The following is a 22,183-nucleotide window of genomic DNA, read 5'->3' as shown; positions in this document are numbered from 1 at the left end:
TCACGCAGCAAGAAGTCCGCCGGGGCGTGATTGCGGGCGCGGCGGGCAGTCGCGGGTACGACGGCAGACCATTGTGGAACCCGCGTGGCGATGATGCACGCCGTCGATCAGAGCCGCTGCGGATCCTCGAGCTGATCGCGGACAGCCGCCAGGAACGTCGCCGCCGGGTGGCCGTCCGTTGCGCGATGGTCGAACACCAGCGTCAGCGTCGTCATCGTCGCGGCGACGATGCCCTCCTCGACGACGATCGGGCGGCGCTCGATCGCGCCGACGCCGAGGATCGCGACCTGCGGCGCGTTGAGGATCGGCGTGAACCACGCCGAGCCCGTCGCACCCAGCGTCGAGATCGTGAAGGTCGCGCCCCGCTGGGCCGACGGCTCGAGCCGCCCGGCGCGAGCTCGGGCGGCGAGATCGGCGGTCTCGCGCGCGATGGTCTCGACGGGCTTGGCATCGACCTCGCGGACCACCGGGACCAGCAAACCCTCGTCGAGGCTGACGGCGAGACCGATGTCGATGGACTCGGCCAGCCGGACGCTGCTCTCGGCCACCACGCCGTTGAGTCGCGGATGGTCGCGCAGCGCCAGGGCGACAGCGCGCAGAATGTAGTGCGTTGGCGACAGGCGCGGGCTCTCCCCCAGCTCGTCCTGGCGCCGGCGGCGGGCGGCTTCGCAGGCGTCGAGCCGGACGTCGATGGCCACGGCGACTCGCGGCGCCTCCCACGCGCCGGTCATCGCCCGCGCGATGGCGCCCCGCAGACCGACGAACGGCACGGTCGTGCCGCCCGCCGGCGTTCGGCCCGGAGGCTGCTGGACGGTCATGCGGCCGGCGCGATGTGCACGAGATCGTCCTCGGGCCCGAACGTCGCGCCCTTGGCGACGAGGATCCGATCGACCGTCCCCGCGACGGGAGCAACGATCTCGAAGCTCGTCTTGACCACCATGACCGACGCGATCTCCTGGTCGGCGGCGACCTCGTCGCCCTCGCCGACGAGCCACTCGTCCACAAGCCCCTCCGTGCCCTCGTCGGTGTCGTCGAACGCGCCGTCCGGGGCCCGGACGGAGATGGTGGCGGCGCTCACGCCGTCACCCGGGAGCCCACCAGCTCCTCGACCGCCGCGACGATGTCGGTGACCTGCGGGATGACCGCCTGCTCGAGCGGCCGGCTGTAGGGGATGGGGACGTCGGGCACCGCGAGCCGCCGCACCGGCGCCTCCATATGGAGGGTGTCGAGGTGCTCGGCCACGATCGCGGCGATCTCTCCGCTGAGGCCGAAGCTCAGGTAGTCCTCGTCGGCGATGAGCAGCCGCCGCGTCTTGGCGACCGACGTCAGCACGGCGTCGCGGTCGAGCGGAACGAGCGTCCGCAGATCCAGGATCTCCGCGCTCACGCCCCGGCCGGCCAGATCCTCGGCGGCCAACTGCGCCTTGTGCACCATCTGGCTCAGGGTGACGATGGTGACGTCACTCCCGGGCCGCACGACGCGCGCCTGACCGAACGGCACCGTGTAGCTCTCCTCCGGCACCTGCGTGGTCGCGCCCTCGAAGTACGACATCCACGCCAGGCCCATGATGCCCTTGTGGAACAGGTAGAGCACCGGGTTGTCATCCCGGATCGCCTCGATCATCAAGCCCTTGGCGTCATATGCGTTCGACGGCACGACCACCTTCAGCCCCGGCACGTGGGCGAACGTGGCGTACAGGCACTGGGAGTGCTGTGCACCGTCGCTGTAGCCGCCGCCGATCGCGGTCGGGATGACGACCGGCAGCCGCACGTTCCCGTTCGACATGTAGGTGTTCTTGGCGAGGTGGTTGTAGATCTGGTCCATCGCCACGCCGAAGAAGTCGACGAACATGAGCTCGGCGATCGGGCGCATGCCCTCGGCCGCAGCGCCGAGCGCCGTGCCGATGAACCCCGCTTCGGAGATCGGCGTGTCGATGACTCGCTCCGGCCCGAAGCGGTCGAGTAACCCCGCCGTCGCACCGAAGATTCCGCCGTAGCTCCCGATGTCCTCGCCCATCACGAAGACGGACTCGTCGCGCTCCATCTCCGATGCCATCGCCTCGGAGATCGCCTGCGCCATCGTGAGGGTCCGTTGTCCGTTGCTGGCCGCCATGTCGCTTTCCTTTCCGTTGCGCTGTCCGCTCAGACGAACACGTGCTCGAGTGCCTCGGCCGGCTCCGGCAGCGGGCTGGTGCGGGCGAACTCGTACGCCGCAGCGACCGTCCGCTCGGCCCGCTCGTCGATCTCCGACAGGAGGTCGTCGTCCGCGATGCTCTCGCCGCGCAGCCGCGCGGCCATCGCCGGGATCGCATCCAGCTCCCGGAGCCCCGAGACCTCCTCCTTGGGCCGGTACACCTCACCGTCGCCCTGGAAGTGCCCGAGCAGCCGGTGGGTCTTGACCTCGATGATCGTCGGGCCGCCGCCCGTGCGTGCCCGCTCGATCGCCTCGCCCGCCGCCTCGTAGACGGCCAGCGGGTCGTTCTCGGCGACGTCGACGCCGGGGATCCCGTAGGCGGCGCCGCGCGCCGCATTCGAGGTCACCGCCGTCGCGGTCTCCTTCTTGACCGAGATCGCCCAGCCGTTGTCCTCGACGACGAACACGACAGGCAGCTGCCAGACGCCGGCCAGGTTCAGCGACTCGTGGAACGTGCCCTGGTTGGCCGCGCCCTCGCCGAGGACCGCCACCGCCACGCTGTCGCGGCCGAGCTTCTTGCCGGCCAGCGCGGCGCCGCATGCCGGCGGCATGCTCGCACCCTCGATCCCGCTGCAGCTGAACTTGTGCGCGGGATCGAACAGGTGCATGTGCCCACCCTTGCCCCGGCTCAGGCCCGTCGCCTTGCCGAAGATCTCGGCGGTCATGGCCTGAAGGGGCACCTTCTTGGCAATCGCGAAGTGGTGCGGGCGATGCGTACCCACCACCGTGTCGTCGTCGCGCAGGTGAACGCACACACCCACCGCGACCGGCTCCTGCCCCGCCGCGAGATGCATCTCACCGGGCACCGGACCCGAGCCGATGTCGAACGCCAGCCCCTTCTGGATGTGGGGCGGGAGCTTGCCCTCCATGTAGACCTTGACCATCGTCTCTTCGTACTTACGGATGACGAGCATCGTCTCGTACATCCACAGCGCCTCCTCGGGCGTGCATCGCATTGCCGGCCTCCTCCTCTGGTTACTCACCGCGTCACCACGTCGACGCCTTGCCTGTCACCGATTCCACGCCTGCCTCGGGTGCGGCGTCCTCCACCTCGTCGAAGCTGTGCAGCGCCAGGTCCGCCGCGGCGATCTTGTCGCGACCGGCGAGCCACGCGAGCACGCCGAGCAGCCCGACGGCGCCGACGGTCAGCATGATCCCGTACTGCAGGTACCACGGCTGATCCGTCGCCCGCGGCCAGAAGATGTTCACGAGCTCGAACACCATCCAGGCGCCTGCGGCCCAGTACACCAGTTCACTCCAGCGACCGAGGTTGAACGGACCCACGGGGAGCGGGCGGCGCCGGATCCGCACGATGAGGACGCCAATCACTGGGAACGCGAACGCGGTGAAGAAGCCGCCGGCGGTCAGGTTCACCAGCGTGTTGTAGAGCGGACCATGCAGCGTGCTCAGCAGCAGCACCATCCCGAGCACGGCGGTCGTCACGATCGCCACCATCGGCAGGCGCTTCCTCGCCGTCACGCGCTTGAGGTAGCGGGCGCCCGGCAGGACGTCGTCGCGCGCGAACGACCAGATCATCCGCGACGCCGAGGTCTGCACCACCACGATCGCGGCGATGAAACCCAGGGTGAAGATGGCGAACAGCGGCTGCGTCACACCCGTTCCCAGGTGGGTGGTGATCGTGTCCGCGACCGGGTCGGCGACGTTGCCCGACAGCACCGCCTGGTAGTCCGGGATGGCCAGGATCAGCCCGAGGGCCGAGAACATCACGACCGAGCCCACGCCCAGCAGCGAGAGGATCATCGCCTTGGGGATGTCGCGGCTCGGGTTCTTGACCTCCTCGGCGATGGTGCCCGCGCTCTCGAAGCCCACGAAGGACCATCCGATGAACGCGACCGCAGCCAGAACGGTGGCCCACATGAACGGTCCGGGCCCATAGGCGGCGCCCGCGGTGTGGAACAGCTCACCGAAGGAGTGCTCACGGTGGAAGATCAGCAGCGTCCCGCCGACGCCGATGCTGCCGACCACCTCCGCCGCGATACTGACCGCGGCGACAACGGCGATCGCCCGCCGCCCGAGGGCGTTGATCGATGTCGCCACGATGACGATCGCGAACGACACGAGCAGCTGCTCGAGGGTCGAGAAGGGATCGATCCCGAGGACGACCGGGATGAAGCTCGCGGCGATGTAGGACGCCGCCGCGATGGTGATGATCAGCGTCCAGATGTACGCCCAGCCACAGAACCAGCCGTAGGTCTCGCCGCACAGACGGCGCGACCACTGGTAGATGCTGCCTTCGTAGGGCCACCGTGAGACGTGCTGGGCGAACACCAACGCCACGAGCAGCTGTCCCAGGATCACGGCGCCGAACGCCCACAGGACTGCTGGACCCATCGCGGAGAAGGCGAGCGCAAAGATCCCGTACAGCGCGACGATCGGCGAGATGAAGGCGAAGGCGATGCCGAACGCCGAGCGGATGCCGAACTCCCGCTTCAGCTTCACCGTCTCCGTGCCGGCCGCCGGTGCCACCGGTGTGACAGGCCCATTCTGGGTGCTCATGAGTGACACCTCACAGTTCGGTTGACCCGGCCGATGCGTGCTCTCCCATCACGCATCGAACATCAGCTCCAGCCGCTCGCTGCACGGATGTGCCTGGCAGGCGAGCGCGTAGCCGTCGCGGACCTCCTGGGGCGTGAGCGCTGAGCAGCGATCCATCGCGATCTCCCCGTCGAGGACCTTCACGCGGCACGTCGCACAGACGCCATCGCGGCATCCGTATGGCGCTTCGGGCAGGTGCGCGAGCGCGGCCTGCAGGATCGGCTCCCCGTCGGAGGCAAGCTCGAACGTCGCCGTCGCGTCGTCGAGGACGACCGTCACCGTGCTGAGGACCCGCGGCCGCTCCGGCACCGTCCGTGCGGGCATCTGCGGATCGAGATCGCCCGCCCGGAAGCGTTCGACGTGGACCCGTTCGGCGCCGACGTCGTGGCCGGCGAGAACGGCGTCGGCGTCTCGGATCATCCCCTCGGGCCCGCACACGAACCAGTCGTCGACGGACCTGGCGTCGATGGAACGGCGCAGCAGCGCGTCCAGCCGGCGGGCGTCGATGCGGCCACGGCAGACCGGATCGGCGATCGGCTCGCGTGAGCGCAGGTGATGGATGCGAAGCCGGCCACGGTGCCGCTCGGACAGATCCTCGAGCTCGTCGAGGAACATGGTCGACGCGCGCGTCCGGTTGCCGTAGATCAAGGTGACGGCGCTCGCCGGCTCCTGCTCGAGGACTGTCGCCACGATGGAGAGAATCGGCGTGATGCCGCTGCCCGCCGCGATCGCCGCGTAGTGACGTTCGTTGACAGGATCGATATCCGGACCGAAATGGCCGGTGGGGGTCAGCACACGCAACTCGTCGCCGATGCGCACGTCCGACGTCAGGTAGGTCGACATCGCACCGCCGGGCACCCGCCGGACGCCGATGCGCAGGTGGCGCGAGCCCGGGACGGTGCAGATGGAATAGGACCGGCGCTCCGTGGCGCCGCCCGACCGGCGTTCCACGGTCACGTGTTGGCCGGGATGGAAGGCATAAACGTCCCGCAGGTCGGGTGGCACCTCGAAGCCGATGGCCACGGAGTCGTCGGTCAGCTGCTCGATCTCCACGACCCGAAGCCCGTGGATCGTGGGACGCGGCGGCGACGCCGGCCTCGGCATCATCTCGACCGCCAGGGTCATACGTCGGCGCCTGTCAGCCGGTGCGCCAAATACCGCTGGAACTGCCACGAGGGGCGCTCCAGCGTGGACAGGGCCCGCCCGCGCCGGGCCACCTCCGAGCGCACCGTGCCCTGGATGGCGAGGATCTGCCGCGAGTCCTCCTCCTGGACCTGGCGGAACAGCTCCCGCACGGCGTCCTTCGCGGCCGGGAAGTCGGGGTCGTCGAGGTGCGACTCATGGGCGAGCAGCCCGATGTCCATCCGGTGCGACTCGGGCCCGGTCGGGAAATAGCGGAACACCACCGTCAGGTCGGGACCCGGCACCATGAAGAACGTGGGGTAGATCCCGATCAGCAGCAGGTGGGAGCGCTGGTAGGCCGACAGCCCGGGTGCCGGTCTGCTGGTGGCGAGCGGCGTGAGATCGAACTCCTCCTCGTGCCCGCCCGCCCCCTCCGGGGACGCCATGATGCGCTGGTAATACCACTCACGTGAATCGGTGGTCTCGGTCTCCACCAGCCGCGTCGGCCAGGTGAACTCCAGCGAGTGCTTGTGCGTGCCCTGGTGGTGGTAGCACTCGCGCCCGTTGTCCATCACGAGCTTCCAGTTGACCGGCGTCTCACCCCAGTCGATCCGGTCGACGATCCGCCAGTCGGCGAGGTTGTAGCCGCCGAGGACCTCCTCGACCTCGGTCAGGCGCGGAGCGAGTTCGGTCGCATCGGGGTCGAAGTTCACGAACACGAACCCCTGCCAGATGGCGACGCGGTACTCGGGCAGGCGATAGGTGTCATTCTCGCGCTGGAACAGCTTGCTGTCGCGCATGAAGGGAGCGCCGGTCAGATTGCCGTCCAGCCCGTAGGACCATGAGTGGTACGGGCAGAGGAAGCGCTCCACGTTGCCGCACGGCATCGCCTCGTCGCCGAGGACGTCCGCGTACTTGTGGAGGCACACCCGTGAGAGCGCCCGAATCTGACCATCCGCGCCGCGGACGACCATGATGGGCTCACCGGCGACCTCCACGCACACGTAGTCGCCGGCCTTCGGCAGCTCCTCGACGCGAGCGACGTACAGCCATTCCTTACGGAAAATGCGCTCGACCTCCAGCTCGTAGAGGTCGGGGTCGTAGAACATCGCACCCGGCAGCGCTTCCGCCTCGTCCAAGGGCCGTGACGCGAGCTCGACGAGCCGGCTCAGAAGCGCGCTCGCGGGCCCATGACCATTTGTGTGCAGGTCGCTGGCGACGGGCATCGGCCCGTCCACGTGACGATCCATGCAGGCTCTCCCCTCCTACCCGTGAAGGCTGTGTCGAGACCGGGGCGCCTCGGCGGCGCCATGCCGCCAGTGTGTCAGCGGCCGGGAGCGCCGCCAATCGGCCGATCGGCCGATTTTCGCGGGCCAGGAGCGATCGTCGCTACCCGTCCACCGCGGGGAGCAGCACCAGGCCCTCCTCGACGGCGTAGACGGCGGCCGCGGCCCGCGTCGGCACCTCGAGCTTCTCGAGGATGTGCTCGACGTGGGCCTTGACCGTCCGCGGCGCGACGTGAAGCTTCGCCGCGATCACTGCGTTCGACTCGCCCTCCACGAGCGCGCTCAGCACCTCGATCTCGCGCCTCGTCAGGTCACGAGGCGGCTGGATCTCGCGCAGCGCGAGCACGGTGCCGTAGCAGGAACCATGTCCCGCCGCGTCCAGACAGCACGGCAACACGACGACCTGCCGCCAACGGCGGGCATCGTCGGACGGCCACAGGAAGCGATGGCCGGCGACGTCGCCCTCGGCGATCCTCGCGGCGACCGCGCGCATGAGCGGCCCATCGGGATCGAGCGACGGCGTGCCGGTCCCGAGCCCGACCGGGACACAGGCCCCGTCGGCGCTGATGCCGACCGCCGACCAGCTCTCGTCGAGCGTGCTGGCCAGACGGCGCAGCGTCTCGCTCGGATCGACGAGCTTGACCAGCGCGGGCGCCAGATGCCCGATGATGGTCCGTGCGTCGTCGCTCGGATGCCGCTTGTCGGAGGTGGAGCAGAACAAGCAGCCCTGATAGCGGCCGCTCCCGTCCACCAGCGGCGCGACGATGCCCTCCACGAGCCCGGAGGGGGTGAGGTATTCGGCGATGCTGGGCACCGTGAGCGGATCGACGGGCAGGTCGCGCTCACGCAGCGGCCAACGGGTGGACATCATGTCGAAGCGATCGATGAAATCGCTGCGGAACTCGGCGCTCACGAGCCGGCTGGCGACACGTTCGCTGTAGCCGAGGCTCAACAGTGCCTGCTGCTGTCCGGTCAGAGGATGCACGTAGGCGAGCATCGCGGCCTCGAACGGCAGCACATGACGCAGCTCGCTGAACAGGTCGAGCACCCGCTCACGCGTCGAAGCGCCCGAGGAGAGCACGGCGGCGACGCGGGACAGCATGACGATTGCATCCGCATCCCCGTCCCGGCGAACGCCCTCGAACGATCCCGCTATGCGTGTGTCGACGATCTCGACCTCTCCCCTACCGGATCGGATCTCGAACCAACCGGATTGCGACGAAGCCTAGGAGAGCCCTCGCAGCGCTGTCAATCGCCCGGCGGGCCCGCGCGCGAGATCGTCCGATCGGCCAATTGCGCGATGCGAGCACGCCGAGGACACTGCGCGCGTGAGTCGCCCTGCTGCCGTGATGCCTCGCGGGCCTCAGACCGGATCCGCCTCGCGGGCCTGATCGGCCGTGCTCGCGATCCTGCTCGCGCTGGGCGCGTCCGGATGCTGGGGGATCGCCGATTTCGGGGCAGGTCTGGCCAGCCGGCGTCTGGCCGTGCCCGTCGTGCTTCTCGTACTGCAGGCCGGCGGACTGCTCGCCGCCGGCGCCATCGTCGCCGTCGACAGCGACGCGCTGCCTTCCGCGCACGTCGTCGCGATGTCGCTGGCGGCGGGCACGGCCAGCGTCGTCGCGCTCACGCTGTTCTACCGGGCGCTGGCGGTGGGCACCATGTCGATCGTCGCGCCGCTGGTGTCGACCGGCGCGATCGTGCCGGTGGTGGTCGGCATCTGGCGCGGAGACTCGCTCGGGCCGGCCACCGCCGCCGGGATCGGCCTCGCGCTGGTGGGCGTGATGATGGCGTCGCGCGGGCAGCGTGGCGCGCGCCGGCCGGCACGAGCGCGCGCGGCGATCGTGCTGGCGCTCGCCGCGGCGGTCGCCTTCGGGTCGTTCCTCGCACTCTTCGAGCGCGCCAACGCCGCGGAGGGGATCGCATGGCCGATCCTGCTCGCACGGCTGCCGGCCATCCCGCTGATGGGCGCCGTCCTCCTCGTGCGCACCACGCGCTTGCCGACCCGGCGGGAGTTCACGGCGACCATGATGTTGGGCCAGCTCGATTGCGTGGCCGTCGCGCTGTACGGCGCCGCACTGACCCACGGCGAGCTCGGCGTCGTCGCCGTCGTCGGATCGCTCTATCCCGTCGGCACCGTGCTGATGGCCCGCGCGGTACTCGGCGAGCGCCTCGCGCGGGTGCAGGGAGCAGGTGTCGCGACCGCGCTTCTGGGCGTGGCCCTGCTCAGCGCGGGGGCGACATGACGATCGGCGATCCGCCGCGGCGGTAACGAGGACCGATCAGGCGCTCGTGCCGCCCCCGGCGATCCGCAGGAACGCCTCCCAGCGGCGCTTGTCGCGCGTGGCGGCCCGCTCGGCCTCCGAGCCGGACTCGCACTCGCGCAGCGCCTCCTCCGCGCGGGAGAGGCGGTCCTGGAGGTCGGCGACGTCCAGGTCGCCTGGCTCGTGCGCCTCCTCGACCAGCACCAGGGCGTGGTTGTCGGCGACCTGCAGGTAGCCCTCGCCCTGCGCGAAGCGCACGATGTCGGACTCCGAGCGGTACAGGCGCAGCTCGGTCGGGTCCAGCATCGCCAGCAGCGGCGTGTGATTGGCGAGGATGCCGATCGACCCGACCGTGGTGCGGGTCGACAGCATCTCGACCTCCTCGTTGAAGACCTCGCCCTCCGGGGTGAGGACCTCGACCTGGAACGGGGTCTTGGCCATCAGCTGTCGTTCGCCGCCGCGACGACGTCGTCGATCGTGCCCTTGAGCAGGAAGTGCGACTCGGGGATCTCGTCGTGCTTGCCCTCGAGGATCTCCGAGAAGCCGCGGATCGTCTCGGCGATCGGGACGTACACGCCCGGAGTGCCGGTGAACTGCTCGGCGACCGAGAACGGCTGCGACAGGAAGCGCTCGATGCGACGCGCGCGGCCCACGATGAGCTTGTCCTCGTCGGAGAGCTCGTCGATGCCGAGGATGGCGATGATGTCCTGCAGCTCCTTGTAGCGCTGCAGGATCTCCTTGACGCGGTTGGCGATGGAGAAGTGCTCCTCGCCCAGGATGTCGGCCTTGAGGATCGTCGACGACGAGTCCAGCGGGTCGACGGCCGGGTAGATGCCCTTCTCGGAGATCGCCCGCGACAGCGTCGTCGTCGCGTTGAGGTGGGCGAACACCGACGCCGGCGCCGGGTCGGTGAGGTCGTCGGCCGGGACGTAGATCGCCTGGATCGACGTGACCGAGCCCTTGCGCGTCGAGGTGATGCGCTCCTGCAGCTGGCCCATCTCGGTCTCGAGCGTCGGCTGGTAGCCCACCTGCGACGGCATGCGGCCCAGCAGCGCGGAGACCTCGGAGCCGGCCTGCACGAACCGGAAGATGTTGTCGATGAACAGCAGCACGTCCTGGCCCTCGACGTCGCGGAAGTACTCCGCCATCGTCAGGCCCGACAGGGCGACGCGCATGCGGGCCCCGGGCGGCTCGTTCATCTGGCCGAAGACCAGCATCGTCTTGTCGATGACGCCGGACTCGGTCATCTCCTGCCACAGGTCGTTGCCCTCGCGCGAGCGCTCGCCCACGCCGCAGAACGCCGACAGGCCGCCGTGCTCGGCCGCCAGGTTGTGGATCAGCTCCTGGATGAGCACGGTCTTGCCGACGCCCGCGCCGCCGAACAGGCCGACCTTGCCGCCCTTCGCGTAGGGCGCAAGCAGGTCGACGACCTTGATGCCCGTCTCGAACATCTCGGTCGTCGGGGTCAGGTTCTCGACGGTCGGGGCGGACCGGTGGATCGGCCAGCGCTCCTCGACCTGGACCGGCTCGCCGAGGTCGATCGCGTCGCCGAGAAGGTTGAAGATGCGTCCCAGCGTGGCGCGGCCGACCGGCACGGTGATCGGGCCGCCCGTGTCGATGACCTCGGTGCCGCGCGACAGGCCGTCGGTGGTGTCCATGGCCACCGCGCGCACGCGATCGTCGCCCAGGTGCTGCTGGACCTCGCAGACGAGGAACTCCTCCTCGGAGCCCGCCGAGATGCCCTCGGCCTCCTCCTCGCGGTTGGCCTCGCTGCGCTTGATGCGCAGGGCGTTGTTGATCTCGGGCAGCTTCTCGGGGAACACGGCCTCGATGACGACGCCCTGAATCTCCTCGATGCGCCCGACGTTCTGCTGGGTCTGGGTATCGGTAGCCACGTTATCTCCTGTTTCTCCCTGCTGTCCTCGCAAGCTCGGACATTCGGGCGATGTCACACGAGCGCTTCAGCGCCGGCAACGACTTCCATGATTTCCTGGGTGATGTCGGCCTGTCGGGCGCGGTTCATCTCGAGCGTCAGGTCCTCGATCAGGTCGCCCGCGTTCTCCGACGCGTTGCGCATCGCGGTCATGCGCGCGCCGTGCTCCGAGGCGGTGGACTCGAGCAGCGCGCGGAAGATCGAGATCTCGACGTAGTCGGGCACGAGGCGCCGGAGGATCTCCTCCGGATCGGGCTCGTACTCGACGAGCGCCCGCTTGTGCTCCTCGCCGTCCTCGTCCTCGTCGGACTCCTCGAGGATGGTCGCCTGCTGCAGCGGCAGCAGCGTCTCGCGGCGCACCTCCTGGGTGAGCGCGGAGACGTAGCCGTTGTAGAAGACCTCGACCTGGTCGACGTCGCCGTCGACGTACGCCGTCATGAGGCCCTCGGCGATGTCGCGCGCGTTGGCGTAGGCCGGGCGATCGGTGAAGCCGACCCACTCGCCCTGCGGATCGCGCTGGCGGAAGCGCAGCGTCGAGACCCCGCGCCGGCCCGAGGCGAAGAAGACGACGCGGCGCCCCTCGGCCTCGTGCTGGACGGCGGCGCGCAGCCCGGCGCGGATGATCTGCGAGTTGAACGCGCCCGCCAGCCCACGGTCACCCGTGACGAGCAGGATGCCGACCGTGTCGACCGACTCGTGCTCGTTGAGGATCGGCAGGCTCGGGACGTTCTCCGCGGCGGCCGCGGCCTGGCGGGTCATCCGCCGGATCGCGCCCGCGTAGGGCCGCAGCGCGGCGATGCGCTGCTCGGCCCGGCGCAGGCGCGCGGCGGCGACCATCTGCATGGCGCGCGTGATCTTCTCGATGTTCTGCACCGAGGAGATCCGGTTCTTGACGTCGCGCTGTGAGGCCATCAGGCGACCGCGGCCTCCTCGGTCTGCTCCTCACGCTGCTCGGCCTCCTCGTCGGAGGTCTCGTCGCGGCGCGCGACGCGCTCGGAGTCACCGGACTCCACCGACTGGCCGTCCTCGTCGAGGTCGTAGCCGAAGTCGTCGGCGAACTCGGCAACGCCCTTGCGCAGCCCGTCCTGCGTCTCGTCGGACCAGTCGCCGGCGGCGATCTTGGCCAGCAGGTCGGACTGCTCCGAGCGGAAGCGCTGCGTGAGCGCGTTGAGGAACTCCGGCACGCGGTTGACGTTGATGCGGTCGACGAAGCCGTTGGCGGCCGCGAAGATCTGCACCACCTGGTCCTCGACCGGCAGCGGCGAGCGCTCGTTCTGGTTGAGCGTCCGCACGAGGCGGTCGCCGCGGGCCAGGGTCTTCTGCGTCGCCGCATCGAGGTCCGAGCCGAACTGCGAGAACGCCTCGAGGTCGCGGTACTGCGACAGGTCGATCTTCAGGCGGCCGGCGATCTTGTTCATCGGCCGGATCTGCGCGTTGCCGCCCACCCGCGACACCGAGATGCCGACGTTGATGGCCGGGCGCACGCCCGAGAAGAACAGCTTCGGCTCGAGGAAGATCTGGCCGTCGGTGATCGAGATGACGTTCGTCGGGATGTAGGCCGAGACGTCGCCGGCCTGCGTCTCGATGATCGGCAGCGCGGTCAGCGACCCGGCGCCCAGGTCGTCGTTGAGCTTGACCGCGCGCTCGAGCAGGCGGCTGTGCAGGTAGAAGACGTCGCCCGGGTACGCCTCGCGGCCCGGCGGCCGGCGCAGCAGCAGCGACATCTGGCGGTACGCGTAGGCGTGCTTGGTCAGGTCGTCGTAGACCGCCAGGGCGTGCCCGCCCTTGTAGAGGAAGTACTCCGCCATCGCGCAGCCCGCGTACGGGGCCATGAACTTGATCGGCGCGGCCTCGTCGGCACCGGCGGCCACGATGATCGTGTTCTCCAGCGCGCCCGCCTCGGCCAGCGTCTCGGCCAGGGCCACGACGGTCGCCATGCGCTGACCGATCGCCACGTACACGGAGACGACGCCGGTGTCCTTGTTGTTGATGATCGTGTCGATCGCGATCGCGGTCTTGCCGGTCTGGCGGTCGCCGATGATCAGCTCGCGCTGGCCGCGGCCGATCGGGATCATCGAGTCGATCGCCTTCAGGCCGGTCTGCAGCGGCTCGTGGACCGACTTGCGCTGGACGACGCCCGGCGCCTTGAACTCCGCGGGACGGGTCTCGGTCGACTCGATGTCGCCCTTGCCGTCGAGCGGGTTGCCCAGCGGGTCGACGATGCGGCCGAGAAGGGCCTCGCCGACCGGGATGTTGAGGAGGTGGCCGGTGCGCTTGACCGTGTCGCCCTCCACGATGCGCTCCCACGGCCCGAACAGCACGACGCCGACGTTGTCGGACTCGAGGTTCAGGGCGAGGCCGGTCACGTCGTGCGGGAGCTCGAGCATCTCGAAGCTCATGCAGTTCTCGAGGCCGTGCACGCGCGCGATGCCGTCCGCGACCGAGAGGACCGTGCCGACCTCGGTGAGCTCGGCCTGGCCGGCGTCGAGGCCTTCGATGCGGCTCTTGAGGATGGAGGTGATCTCGTCGGGCTTGATCTGCACTGGGGTGTCAGCTCCTGGCGACTTGCTTTCTCAATGACTCGAGGCGGTTGCGGATGGAGGCGTCGAGGATCGAGTTGCCCACCCGCAGGACGATGCCGCCGAGGATGTCCGGATTGACGGTGGCGGTGACGTCGACCTTGCGGCCGGTCCGCTCACCGATGGTACGGCCGAGGTCCGCCACGGTCTCGGCGTCGAGCTCGATGGCGCTGGTCAGCTGCACCGGCAGCATCTTGTTCTCCTCGCGCCACAGCCGGTCGAGCTCGCGCCGGATGCGGAAGATCGCCGGCATCCGGTGCTTCTCGATCAGCAGCTCGAGGAAGTTCATGACGGCGTCGTCGGCGCCGTCGACCGCCTTGTGGAGGCCGTCCTTCTTCTCGTCCGTCGAGAAGTAGGGCGAGAAGAAGAACGTCTGCAGTCCACGCTCGGCGTCGAGCACGTCGGCGAACTGCGCGATCTGCTCGCGCACCCCGTCGAGGTCGTCGCGCTCCTTGCCGACCTCGAACAGCGCACGCGCGTAGACCTGGGCGATCTCCTCCACTTACGAGCCCTCGCGGGTCAGGGCGGTGAAGTCGAGCTCGGCGAGCGCCTCGTCGACGAGCCGGCGCTGATCGGCCTCGTTGAGCGTCTTGCGCGTGACCTTCTCGGTGGCGAGCACCGTCAGGTCGGCGACCTCGTTGCGGATCTCCTGGATCGCGCGCCGCGTCTCGGCCTCGATGTCGCGCCGCGTCTGCTCCATGAGCTCCTCGCGCTGGCCGCGGGCGGCGTCGAGCGACTCGCGCTCGTGCACCTCCGCCGCCTTGCGGGCGCGGGCGACGATCTCCTCGGCCTGCACACGGGCCTCCTTGAGGCGCTCGCGGTACTCGGCGAGCAGCTCGTCGGCCTCGGCCTTCGTGCGCTCGGACGCGTCGATGGCCTCCTCGATGGCCTTCTGGCGCTTGTCGAGCGCCTCGCCGATCCGCGGGAAGGCGAGCTTCCAGAGGATGAACAGCGTGAGGCCGAACGCGAGGAGCGTCCACAGCATGATCCCCACGTTCGGAGAGACGAGGAAGTTGCCCCCGCCCGCCGATTCTGCAGCGAAGATCGGCATGCGCCTACGCCGAGAGGAAGAAGGCGATGAGGCCGAAGATGAACGCGTAGAACACGATCGCCTCGGTCAGTGCGAAGCCCAGCCACTGGATCGAGGTGATCTCGTCGCGCATCTCGGGCTGGCGGGTCACCGACTCGATGACCTTGCCGAAGATGTAGCCGACGCCGACGCCCGGGCCGATGGTGCCGAGACCGGCGCCCACGCCGAGCGCGATGGCACGAAGGCCCTTCGCGGTCGCGTCGCTGCTCGCCTGAGCGAGGATGCCGATGCTGTCGAGGTCCACGGTTGTCTTGCTCCTTTTAGTGCTCGTCGGCGACGGCGCCGCCGAGATAGATCGCGGTGAGGGTGGCGAAGATGAAGGCCTGAAGCGTGGCGACCAGGCCCACTTCGAAGATGAAGAAGGCGACGGCCATCGGGATGGTGACGACCCCGAGCGCCGCGATCCCCAGGAGGGTGACCAGGCCACCCGCCATGAAGAGGATCAGCAGGTGCCCGGCGAGGATGTTCGCGAAGAGTCGGACGCTCAGCGAGATGATCCGGACGAAGTGCGAGATGACCTCGATGAAGAAGATCGGGATCGCGGCGGGCCCTTCGACGCCGGCGGGGACCCAGCTCTTGAGGTAGCCGATGACGCCCTTGGCGCGGACGCCCTCGACGTGGTAGGCGACCCAGACCACCAGGGTCAGCACGAGCGGCACCGAGATGTTGGCGGTCGCCGCGTAGAGCGCGAACGACGGGATCTGGGCGCCGAAGAGGTCGAACTTCGCGTGCGTGTTCGTCGGCAACGGGATGTAGCCGATCATGTTCGACCACCAGATGAACAGGAACAGCGCGCCGACGAAGGGGAACCACTTCTTGGCCATCCCGTGGTCCATGTTGCCGCCGGTGATGTTGTTGCGCATCAGCTGGTAGGCGGCCTCGACGGCGGTCTGCACGCGGTTCGGCCGCGCCTGCATGCGCCGGGCGATGTACAGCATCGACCAGGTCGTGGCGATGGCGGCGAGCGCCAGGTAGAGGACGGCCTTGTTGATCGACAGGTTCAGCGATCCGAGGTGGATCGGGATCCAGTCGTCGAGCCTGAACTCGTCCTGCGGCTTGTAGGCCGTGTTCTGGCCCTCCGAGGGGAAGGCGACGCCCAGCACGACCAGGAGGACGAGGGGGATCAGCAGCCCGATGATCAGAACAGCGCGCTTGTTCACGTGGTCGGTTGGTGGGGGGTGTCGAAGGGACGGATGATGATGCCCGCCGTAAACGAGGCGGTGAAGATGACGACGAACAGCACGGCGGCGGCGAGACCCGCCTCGTCGCTGACCGCCAGGCCGACGATGAGGATCGTCAGGGCGACCAGCCAGCCGCGCCCGATCATGGAGCCGGTCATGATCCCGGCCATCTTCTTCAGGTCGTCGGTCTCCTTGGCCTTGCGCGTCGCGTACTGCGAGATCAGGCGCTGGGCGATCCAGGCGCCCGCGCCGGCGGCGTAGCCGGCCATCGGCCAGCCCGCGATGAGGAAGACGGGCAGGGCGACCACGACGAGGACGAGGTCGAGGTTGCGCAGGATGATGAGCGGATCAGACATCGGAGAAGCGCTTAATGACCACCGCGAGCCCGGCGCCGAAGCCGACGAAGACGCCGGCGATCACCAAGGGGACAAGCGCGCCGACCAGCAACCCGATGCCGGCGAAGACCGCGGTGCACAGGAGCAGCGTGGCGACGAGCTGGCTTCCGGCGACGACAGGGTTCGGCCGCCGCCGCGGGCGGCTGGAGCGGGTCATCGTCGTGGGGCGCGGTGGGATCGAAGTCGGGCATGGGGACGGCGCGCTGGGCGCCGGAGGCGGGGGACCATAGGGATGTGAGACCCGGCGTGCGCTGCGGTGAGGCGGCGGCTGGGACGGAGCATAGCGCGTCGGCGGACTTTGTAACAGGTTTGTGACAGGTTGCCCTGATCCGCACAAAGTCCGGGCGTGGTGCTAGCCGTCATCGTCCAGCGGGACGATCTCGAAGGTGAGACGCCCGTCATCGACCGTCGCCTCCCCCATCGTGTGGTGCGGCTGTCGGCGCCGCTCAGTGGCGCTACCCGGATTGAAGATGGTGAAACCCGCCTCGTCGCGCTCGAGCAGCGGGATGTGGGAGTGGCCGAACACCACGGCGTCGCAGTCTGGGAACGCGGCGCGCATGCGCGCGAGGCGTCCGCGCGCCGCTCCCGCGTCATGGACCAGGCCGATGCGCGCCCCGCCGGCCTCCACGACGCGGCGCGCGGGCAGGCGCATCCGGACCTGCGGCTCCTCGACGTTGCCGGCCACCGCGAACACGGGCGGCCCGAGCGCCTCGAGCTCGTCGAGGACCGTGGCGGCGCTGAGGTCGCCGGCGTGCAGGATCAGGTCGGCTGCGCGCATCCGGGCGAGGGCCGCCGCCGGGATGCGGCGCCGGCCGCGCGGCAGGTGGGTGTCGGAGACGATCGCGATGCGCACCATCGCCGCACAGCGTCGCAGGGGCGCGCGTGGCGATTGGCGTCGCACAGCGTCGCAGGGGTCCGCGTGGCGATTAGCGTCGCGTGGGGCGACGTAACTCGCCAACCGCCCGGCGCGGCGTGTGTGGAGCACGTACCCTGGACTGATGACACCGCGTCGTCCGCCTGAGTGGCCGCAGCCCCGCGCGTGGCAGGCGCTGCGCTGGATCCTGCGCCCCGAGGCGTGGATGCTCGCCAGCCGCGAGCGCTTCGGCGACGTCTTCGTCCTGCATCTCCCGTTCGGGCCGCAGGTCTTCCTCGCCGACCCCGAGGCGATCAAGGACGTCTTCACCGGCGACCCAGCGGTGTTCCACGCCGGCGAGGGCAACGCGCCGCTCGAGCCCGCGGTCGGGGCGCACTCGATCCTGCTGCTCGACGACGAGCCGCACGTGCGCCAGCGGCGTCTGCTGCTGCCCCCGTTCCGCGGCTCGCGCCTCGGGCGCTGGACCGCGACGATGGCCGAGATCGCCCGCGCGGACGTCGACCGGTGGCCCGCGGGCGAGCCGTTCGCGCTCGAGGCCCGGATGCGCGCGATCACCCTCGAGGTGATTTTGAGGGTCGTCTTCGGCATCGAGCAGGACGCGCGGCTGGCCGAGCTGCGCGCGCTCCTGCGCCGCCTCATGCCGCGCGGCGGCGCGCAGGTCGTCGCCATGCTCCCCGCGTTCCGCCGCGATCTCGGCCCAGGCAGCCCGTGGCGGACCTTCCTCGCCACCCGCGCGCGGATCGACGCGATCCTCTTCGACGAGATCGCCCGCCGCCGCGCCGACCCCGGCCTCGCCGGCCGTGAGGACGTCCTGTCGATGCTCGCCGCCACCGACATGACCGACGCCGAGATGCGCGACGAGCTCATGACGCTCCTGCTCGCCGGCCACGAGACGACGGCGGTGTCGCTCGCCTGGACGTTCGCCCTGCTCTTCGCCCACCCGGACGCGCACGCGCGCGCGATCGCGGGAGCGCGCGCGGGCGAGACCGCGTTCCTCGACGCCGTCGTCGCCGAGGCGCTGCGCCTGCGCCCACCGATCCCCGCGGTCGTGCGCCGGCTCACCGCCCCCGCCACCGTCGCGGGCTACGACCTGCCCGCCGGCACGAAGGTCTCGCCGGCGATCTGGCTCGTCAACCGGCGCGAGGACCTCTACCCGCAGCCGCACGCCTTCCGGCCCGAGCGCTTCCTGGAGAACGCGCCGCAGACCTACACGTGGCTGCCGTTCGGCGGCGGCATCCGGCGCTGCGTCGGCGCGTCCTTCGCGACGACCGAGATGCGCGTCGTGCTCGGCGAGGTGCTCGCGCGCGCGGACCTGCGGGCGGCCGACCCGCCCCCGAGGCGCAGCACGCGCCGGGCGATCGTGCTCGGCCCGCCGCGCGGGACGCGGGCGATCCTCACTCGGTGATGATCGTGTCGTCGTGCGAGTACATCGGGGCGCAGCAGCACAACAGGACGAGCGGCTCGTCGCCCTCGTTGAACAGCTTGTGGCGCGCGCCCGGCGGGATGACGACGCAGTCGCCGACCTTCACGTCGCGGTCCTCGCCGTCGACGCGCATGCGCCCGCGGCCCGCGATGAAGTAGTAGAGTTCCTCGGTGAGGCGGTGGTAGTGCTCGTCGGTGGCGCCGCCGACCGGCACCGTGGCCTCCGCGAGCGACTGGTTGACCGCGGGCAGCGAGACCGGCCCCGCGACCTCCCGGATCGCCGACCCGTCCTTGGTGATGAAGGACTCCGCGTCCTCGATGTTGGCGACGTGCATGGGGGCGAGCATATGCGCGGCCGCCCGCATGCCCGCCAGGAGCCTGTTGAGCTTCCCCCGCCGCGCGAGAGAACGCGTCCGCGGTGCCGACGGACGCCCGAGCCGATCAAGGTTTCGTACCGGCCCGAGCGTCCGGAGGCCGGGCCCCGTGGGCCCTATGCGATGGCGCGCCGGGCCGCTTCGCCGTCGAGCCGGCGCGCGGTGCGCGCGAGCCCGCCGGCCATCAGCCGGCGCACGTCCAGCCGGCGCCTCGGCGACGGCGGGTGCATCGTGCGGTACTCGATGAGATGCTCGATGCCACGCGGGGGCGCTGCGGCGCTGCGGTGGCGGAGCGTTTCGTGGTTGAACTGCGTGGTGAACACTGCGCATCCCTCCGTTGGGTGGTTGGTGGTAGGCATGACGCCTGCCACCGCCCGGGAGACGAACGGGACGTCAGCGATGTGACGTCGGGGCCGGATCTCGCGGGCGGCGCGCCCGCGGTCCGAGAGACGAGGTCTAGGACGCGAGCGGCGTTGCGGCGGCACGAACCGCGCCGCCGGCCTGCGGGGCGGCGGATCGCTTCGTGCTGATGTGCGTGAGATCGCTGCGCATAACGTCGTCTCCTCCGTCGTTCGGAGGGGTCGCCGACGACCGTACCAACCCGGCCGGCGGCGCGCCAGTACGGCTAGCCACACCATCGCCTCAGTCGGGTTCGACGGCCTCGAACTCGCCCGTCTCGAGCTGGCGCCGGACGTCCTCGTCCGTCGCCTCCGGCCGGCGCCGGGCGAACCGGCGCTTGAACTTCAGGATCTCGAGGACGTAGACGAGGTAGGCCGAGGCGGCGAGCGCCAGCAGCCCGAGGGCGATCATCACGAGCGACCACCCGAGGTTGAACTGCCCGCCGTTGTCGGAGTACGGCACGAACCGCAGGGCGAGCGCGAGGCCCGCCTGGATGAGCGTCCAGGTGTAGAGGTAGAGCACCGTCCGGCGCTGGCTGAAGCCGATGTTGCTGAGGCGGTGGTGCAGGTGCCAGCGGTCGGCGGAGTACACCGGCCTTCGGTACTTGATCCGCTTGAGGACGACGAACGTCGTGTCGAGGAACGGGACCGCCAGGACCAGCAGCGGGAAGATCAGCGCGAGGATCGCGTTCGTCTTCAGCGAGCCCTGCACGGCAACGCAGGCGAGCAGCAGGCCGAGCAGCAGCGCTCCCGCGTCGCCCATGAAGACCGACGCCGGATAGAAGTTCCAGAACAGGAAGCCGATCGCGGCGCCCGACACGATCGCCGCCAGCACGCCCGCGCTGTCGCGACCCAGGTCGAACGCGATGATCGCGAACGTCGCGCCCGCGATGGCGCAGACGCCGGCGGCCAGGCCGTCGATGCCGTCGGAGAAGTTCACGACGTTCATCACCGCGACGATCCCGAGCACCGTCAGCGGCCCGCCGAGGTTGCCGAAGTCCACCGCGCCGACGAACGGGATCGTGGCGTGGTCGACCTCCACGCCGTACGCGACCGGGATCGTCGCCGCAGCGACCTGCCCGATGAGCTTCAGCCACGCCGGCAGGTCGAAGCGGTCGTCGACGGCGCCGATCGCCGTGATGAGGATGCCGCCGGCGAGGATCGCCCGCAGCTGGGTGTCGAGCGCCAGGAACAGCAGCGCGCCGACGAGGACCCCCGCCAGGATGGCGAGCCCGCCGAGCAGCGGCGTCGCGCGCACGGACAGGCCGCGCTCGCGGGGCTGGTCGACGGCCCCGACGGCACGGGCGAACCGCGCCGTGAGCGGCGTCAGCCCGGCGGCGACCGCCGCGGCCACGATGAAGCCGAGCACCGCGTCGAGCACGTCCATGGGCAGCGGAGCATCGCAGGAGCGCCCGACCGCCCCGCGCGCGAGCGCGTCGTGCGGACGCCGCGACGGGTCCCGAGGCTCGGCTCTTGGCGCGCGGCGCGCCCGCGGGTACGCTGGCGTCCGTGGCTGACGTCGTGCAAGACGCACCGCTCGGTCCCCGCGATCTCGCGGCCCCGCCGCGTCGCGAGCTGCGCATCGTGCCCGTCGCCGGACTGCCGATCGCCGCCGTCATCCTCGTGGCCCTCGTCGTGGCGATCGCGACCGACCGGCTCTGGGCCCTCGAGTTCTTCCACGTCGCGTTCGGGGGCCTGTGGACCGGCGTCGACCTGTTCCTCGGCTTCATCGTCGGGCCGATCATCGCCCGCATGTCGATCGGCGCCCGGGTCGAGTTCTCCACCCGGCTCATGCCGAAGATGGTCCTGCTGATGCCGGTGCTCGTGACCGTCACGCTGACCGCCGGCTGGCAGCTCGCCAGCCACCTCGGCTACACGAGCACCGAGTACTTCAACCACGACTGGCTGGTCGCGTCGTACGTCGTCGTCGGCGTGATGGCGATCGTCGCCCTTGGCGTGCTCGAGCCGGCGAACATCGCGGTCTTGTACGAGCTGCGCAAGCCGGCGCCCGACGGGGAGCTGATCGCCCGGCTGATGCGGCGCTTCGTCGTCACCGCCGGCATCACCGGGGCGATGCAGGTCGCGACGCTGGTGATCATGACGAAGATCGCGTCGGGGGCATGACCGAGCGCCGGCTGCCGCCCGTCGGCGAGCTCGCGATCGTCTCGCTGGCGCTCATCGTCGCGGGCGGCATCTACCTCGCCGCGCACATCCCGCAGCCCGTTTCGCTCACGCTGCCGATCGTGCTGCTCGCCGTGTCCGCCGCCATCGTCGTCGCCAACCTCGTCGCGCTCAGCCGCGTCCACGACTTCGCCTGGCGCACGTTCTTCACCGTCGCACGCTGGGCGTCGCTCGCCTACATGACGACCGCCGCCCTGCTGGCCTACGTGTTCATCCTCAACCACGTCCGCGGCGACGCGCTCGTCGTCACGCTGCTGTCGCTCGTGGTCTACGCGGTCAACGTGCCGCTGATCCTCGCGTTCGGGGTCGCCCGCTACCAGCCGGCGGGCGACTGACCC

Annotated in this window: 26 protein-coding genes; 4 read left to right on the top strand and 22 right to left on the bottom strand. The window is 70.1% G+C overall.

Annotated features, from left to right (window positions below; translation table 11 throughout):
- Positions 1 to 107 precede the first annotated feature (107 nt).
- The 8 genes from DSM104329_RS07280 to DSM104329_RS07245 all read right to left on the bottom strand — a co-directional run bounded on the left by DSM104329_RS07280 (position 108) and on the right by DSM104329_RS07245 (position 8,259).
- Entirely contained in the window at positions 108 to 818 is a 711-nt protein-coding gene (locus DSM104329_RS07280; protein WP_259314738.1) for a 2-oxo acid dehydrogenase subunit E2, read from the bottom strand.
- A complete protein-coding gene (locus DSM104329_RS07275) occupies positions 815 to 1,078 on the bottom strand; it encodes a lipoyl domain-containing protein (protein ID WP_259314737.1) in 264 nt (87 codons plus the stop codon). The genes DSM104329_RS07280 and DSM104329_RS07275 overlap by 4 nt, the downstream gene beginning before the upstream one ends.
- Complete coding sequence (locus DSM104329_RS07270) at positions 1,075 to 2,112, bottom strand: alpha-ketoacid dehydrogenase subunit beta (protein ID WP_259314736.1); 1,038 nt, start codon at positions 2,110 to 2,112, stop codon at positions 1,075 to 1,077. Before DSM104329_RS07270 ends, DSM104329_RS07275 begins: the two co-directional genes overlap by 4 nt.
- A 29-nt stretch (positions 2,113 to 2,141) precedes the next feature.
- The gene (locus tag DSM104329_RS07265) at positions 2,142 to 3,149 is read right to left on the bottom strand and encodes a thiamine pyrophosphate-dependent dehydrogenase E1 component subunit alpha (protein WP_259314735.1); all 1,008 of its coding nucleotides are present in this window, start codon (positions 3,147 to 3,149) and stop codon (positions 2,142 to 2,144) included.
- Between the two features lie 31 nt (positions 3,150 to 3,180).
- Entirely contained in the window at positions 3,181 to 4,680 is a 1,500-nt protein-coding gene (locus tag DSM104329_RS07260; protein ID WP_259314734.1) for an APC family permease, read from the bottom strand.
- A gap of 78 nt (positions 4,681 to 4,758) precedes the next feature.
- Positions 4,759 to 5,874 carry a 2Fe-2S iron-sulfur cluster-binding protein gene (locus DSM104329_RS07255; protein ID WP_259314733.1) on the bottom strand — a complete coding sequence of 372 codons (1,116 nt, stop codon included), beginning with the start codon at positions 5,872 to 5,874 and terminating at the stop codon, positions 4,759 to 4,761.
- Positions 5,871 to 7,121, bottom strand: coding sequence for an aromatic ring-hydroxylating oxygenase subunit alpha (locus DSM104329_RS07250; protein ID WP_259314732.1), 1,251 nt, complete (start codon positions 7,119 to 7,121; stop codon positions 5,871 to 5,873). The genes DSM104329_RS07255 and DSM104329_RS07250 overlap by 4 nt, the downstream gene beginning before the upstream one ends.
- Before the next feature lie 139 nt (positions 7,122 to 7,260).
- Positions 7,261 to 8,259 (bottom strand): helix-turn-helix transcriptional regulator, encoded by a 999-nt coding sequence (locus tag DSM104329_RS07245; protein ID WP_259314731.1) that lies wholly within the window; start codon positions 8,257 to 8,259, stop codon positions 7,261 to 7,263.
- Between the two features lie 295 nt (positions 8,260 to 8,554).
- Between DSM104329_RS07245 and DSM104329_RS07240 the strand changes: the two genes are divergently transcribed.
- The gene (locus DSM104329_RS07240; RefSeq protein WP_259314730.1) at positions 8,555 to 9,400 is read left to right on the top strand and encodes an EamA family transporter; all 846 of its coding nucleotides are present in this window, start codon (positions 8,555 to 8,557) and stop codon (positions 9,398 to 9,400) included.
- Positions 9,401 to 9,436: 36 nt separating this feature from the next.
- Here DSM104329_RS07240 and atpC read toward each other — a convergent pair whose 3' ends face one another.
- From atpC to DSM104329_RS07185, 11 genes are all read right to left on the bottom strand, one after another.
- The gene (gene atpC / locus DSM104329_RS07235) at positions 9,437 to 9,859 is read right to left on the bottom strand and encodes an ATP synthase F1 subunit epsilon (RefSeq protein WP_259314729.1); all 423 of its coding nucleotides are present in this window, start codon (positions 9,857 to 9,859) and stop codon (positions 9,437 to 9,439) included.
- On the bottom strand, positions 9,859 to 11,313 hold the full coding sequence (gene atpD, locus DSM104329_RS07230) for a F0F1 ATP synthase subunit beta (protein WP_259314728.1): 1,455 nt from the start codon (positions 11,311 to 11,313) through the stop codon (positions 9,859 to 9,861). The genes atpC and atpD overlap by 1 nt, the downstream gene beginning before the upstream one ends.
- A gap of 53 nt (positions 11,314 to 11,366) precedes the next feature.
- Positions 11,367 to 12,263: an ATP synthase F1 subunit gamma gene (atpG, locus tag DSM104329_RS07225; RefSeq protein ID WP_259314727.1), complete on the bottom strand. Its 897-nt coding sequence runs from the start codon at positions 12,261 to 12,263 to the stop codon at positions 11,367 to 11,369.
- Positions 12,263 to 13,894 (bottom strand): F0F1 ATP synthase subunit alpha, encoded by a 1,632-nt coding sequence (gene atpA / locus DSM104329_RS07220; protein WP_259314726.1) that lies wholly within the window; start codon positions 13,892 to 13,894, stop codon positions 12,263 to 12,265. The genes atpG and atpA overlap by 1 nt, the downstream gene beginning before the upstream one ends.
- A 7-nt stretch (positions 13,895 to 13,901) precedes the next feature.
- Entirely contained in the window at positions 13,902 to 14,432 is a 531-nt protein-coding gene (atpH, locus tag DSM104329_RS07215; RefSeq protein WP_259314725.1) for an ATP synthase F1 subunit delta, read from the bottom strand.
- The gene (gene atpF, locus DSM104329_RS07210; RefSeq protein ID WP_259314724.1) at positions 14,433 to 14,981 is read right to left on the bottom strand and encodes a F0F1 ATP synthase subunit B; all 549 of its coding nucleotides are present in this window, start codon (positions 14,979 to 14,981) and stop codon (positions 14,433 to 14,435) included.
- A gap of 4 nt (positions 14,982 to 14,985) precedes the next feature.
- Positions 14,986 to 15,264, bottom strand: a complete 279-nt coding sequence (gene atpE / locus DSM104329_RS07205) for an ATP synthase F0 subunit C (protein ID WP_259314723.1) — start codon at positions 15,262 to 15,264, stop codon at positions 14,986 to 14,988.
- 16 nt (positions 15,265 to 15,280) lie between these two features.
- Entirely contained in the window at positions 15,281 to 16,180 is a 900-nt protein-coding gene (gene atpB / locus DSM104329_RS07200) for a F0F1 ATP synthase subunit A (RefSeq protein ID WP_259314722.1), read from the bottom strand.
- Complete coding sequence (locus DSM104329_RS07195) at positions 16,177 to 16,557, bottom strand: hypothetical protein (protein ID WP_259314721.1); 381 nt, start codon at positions 16,555 to 16,557, stop codon at positions 16,177 to 16,179. The genes atpB and DSM104329_RS07195 overlap by 4 nt, the downstream gene beginning before the upstream one ends.
- The gene (locus tag DSM104329_RS07190) at positions 16,550 to 16,753 is read right to left on the bottom strand and encodes a hypothetical protein (protein ID WP_259314720.1); all 204 of its coding nucleotides are present in this window, start codon (positions 16,751 to 16,753) and stop codon (positions 16,550 to 16,552) included. The genes DSM104329_RS07195 and DSM104329_RS07190 overlap by 8 nt, the downstream gene beginning before the upstream one ends.
- A 195-nt stretch (positions 16,754 to 16,948) precedes the next feature.
- Positions 16,949 to 17,452, bottom strand: a complete 504-nt coding sequence (locus DSM104329_RS07185) for a metallophosphoesterase family protein (protein ID WP_259314719.1) — start codon at positions 17,450 to 17,452, stop codon at positions 16,949 to 16,951.
- Positions 17,453 to 17,594: 142 nt separating this feature from the next.
- Between DSM104329_RS07185 and DSM104329_RS07180 the strand changes: the two genes are divergently transcribed.
- A complete protein-coding gene (locus DSM104329_RS07180) occupies positions 17,595 to 18,875 on the top strand; it encodes a cytochrome P450 (RefSeq protein WP_259314718.1) in 1,281 nt (426 codons plus the stop codon).
- On the opposite strand, the gene DSM104329_RS07175 is transcribed toward DSM104329_RS07180, so the two are convergent.
- The 3 genes from DSM104329_RS07175 to DSM104329_RS07165 form a co-directional block, all read right to left on the bottom strand.
- Entirely contained in the window at positions 18,865 to 19,227 is a 363-nt protein-coding gene (locus DSM104329_RS07175) for a cupin domain-containing protein (RefSeq protein ID WP_259314717.1), read from the bottom strand. The genes DSM104329_RS07180 and DSM104329_RS07175 overlap by 11 nt on opposite strands.
- A gap of 155 nt (positions 19,228 to 19,382) precedes the next feature.
- Positions 19,383 to 19,589 carry a hypothetical protein gene (locus DSM104329_RS07170; protein ID WP_259314716.1) on the bottom strand — a complete coding sequence of 69 codons (207 nt, stop codon included), beginning with the start codon at positions 19,587 to 19,589 and terminating at the stop codon, positions 19,383 to 19,385.
- A gap of 319 nt (positions 19,590 to 19,908) precedes the next feature.
- On the bottom strand, positions 19,909 to 21,051 hold the full coding sequence (locus DSM104329_RS07165) for a glycosyltransferase family 4 protein (RefSeq protein ID WP_259314715.1): 1,143 nt from the start codon (positions 21,049 to 21,051) through the stop codon (positions 19,909 to 19,911).
- Positions 21,052 to 21,173: 122 nt separating this feature from the next.
- On the opposite strand from DSM104329_RS07165, the gene DSM104329_RS07160 reads away from it, so the two are divergent.
- Complete coding sequence (locus tag DSM104329_RS07160) at positions 21,174 to 21,788, top strand: hypothetical protein (RefSeq protein ID WP_259314714.1); 615 nt, start codon at positions 21,174 to 21,176, stop codon at positions 21,786 to 21,788.
- Positions 21,785 to 22,180 (top strand): hypothetical protein, encoded by a 396-nt coding sequence (locus DSM104329_RS07155; RefSeq protein ID WP_259314713.1) that lies wholly within the window; start codon positions 21,785 to 21,787, stop codon positions 22,178 to 22,180. The genes DSM104329_RS07160 and DSM104329_RS07155 overlap by 4 nt, the downstream gene beginning before the upstream one ends.
- Positions 22,181 to 22,183 lie beyond the last annotated feature (3 nt).

The organism is Capillimicrobium parvum, from assembly GCF_021172045.1.
GTDB lineage: Bacteria > Actinomycetota > Thermoleophilia > Solirubrobacterales > Solirubrobacteraceae > Capillimicrobium > Capillimicrobium parvum.
This window is presented reverse-complemented; position numbering and strand designations above follow the sequence as displayed.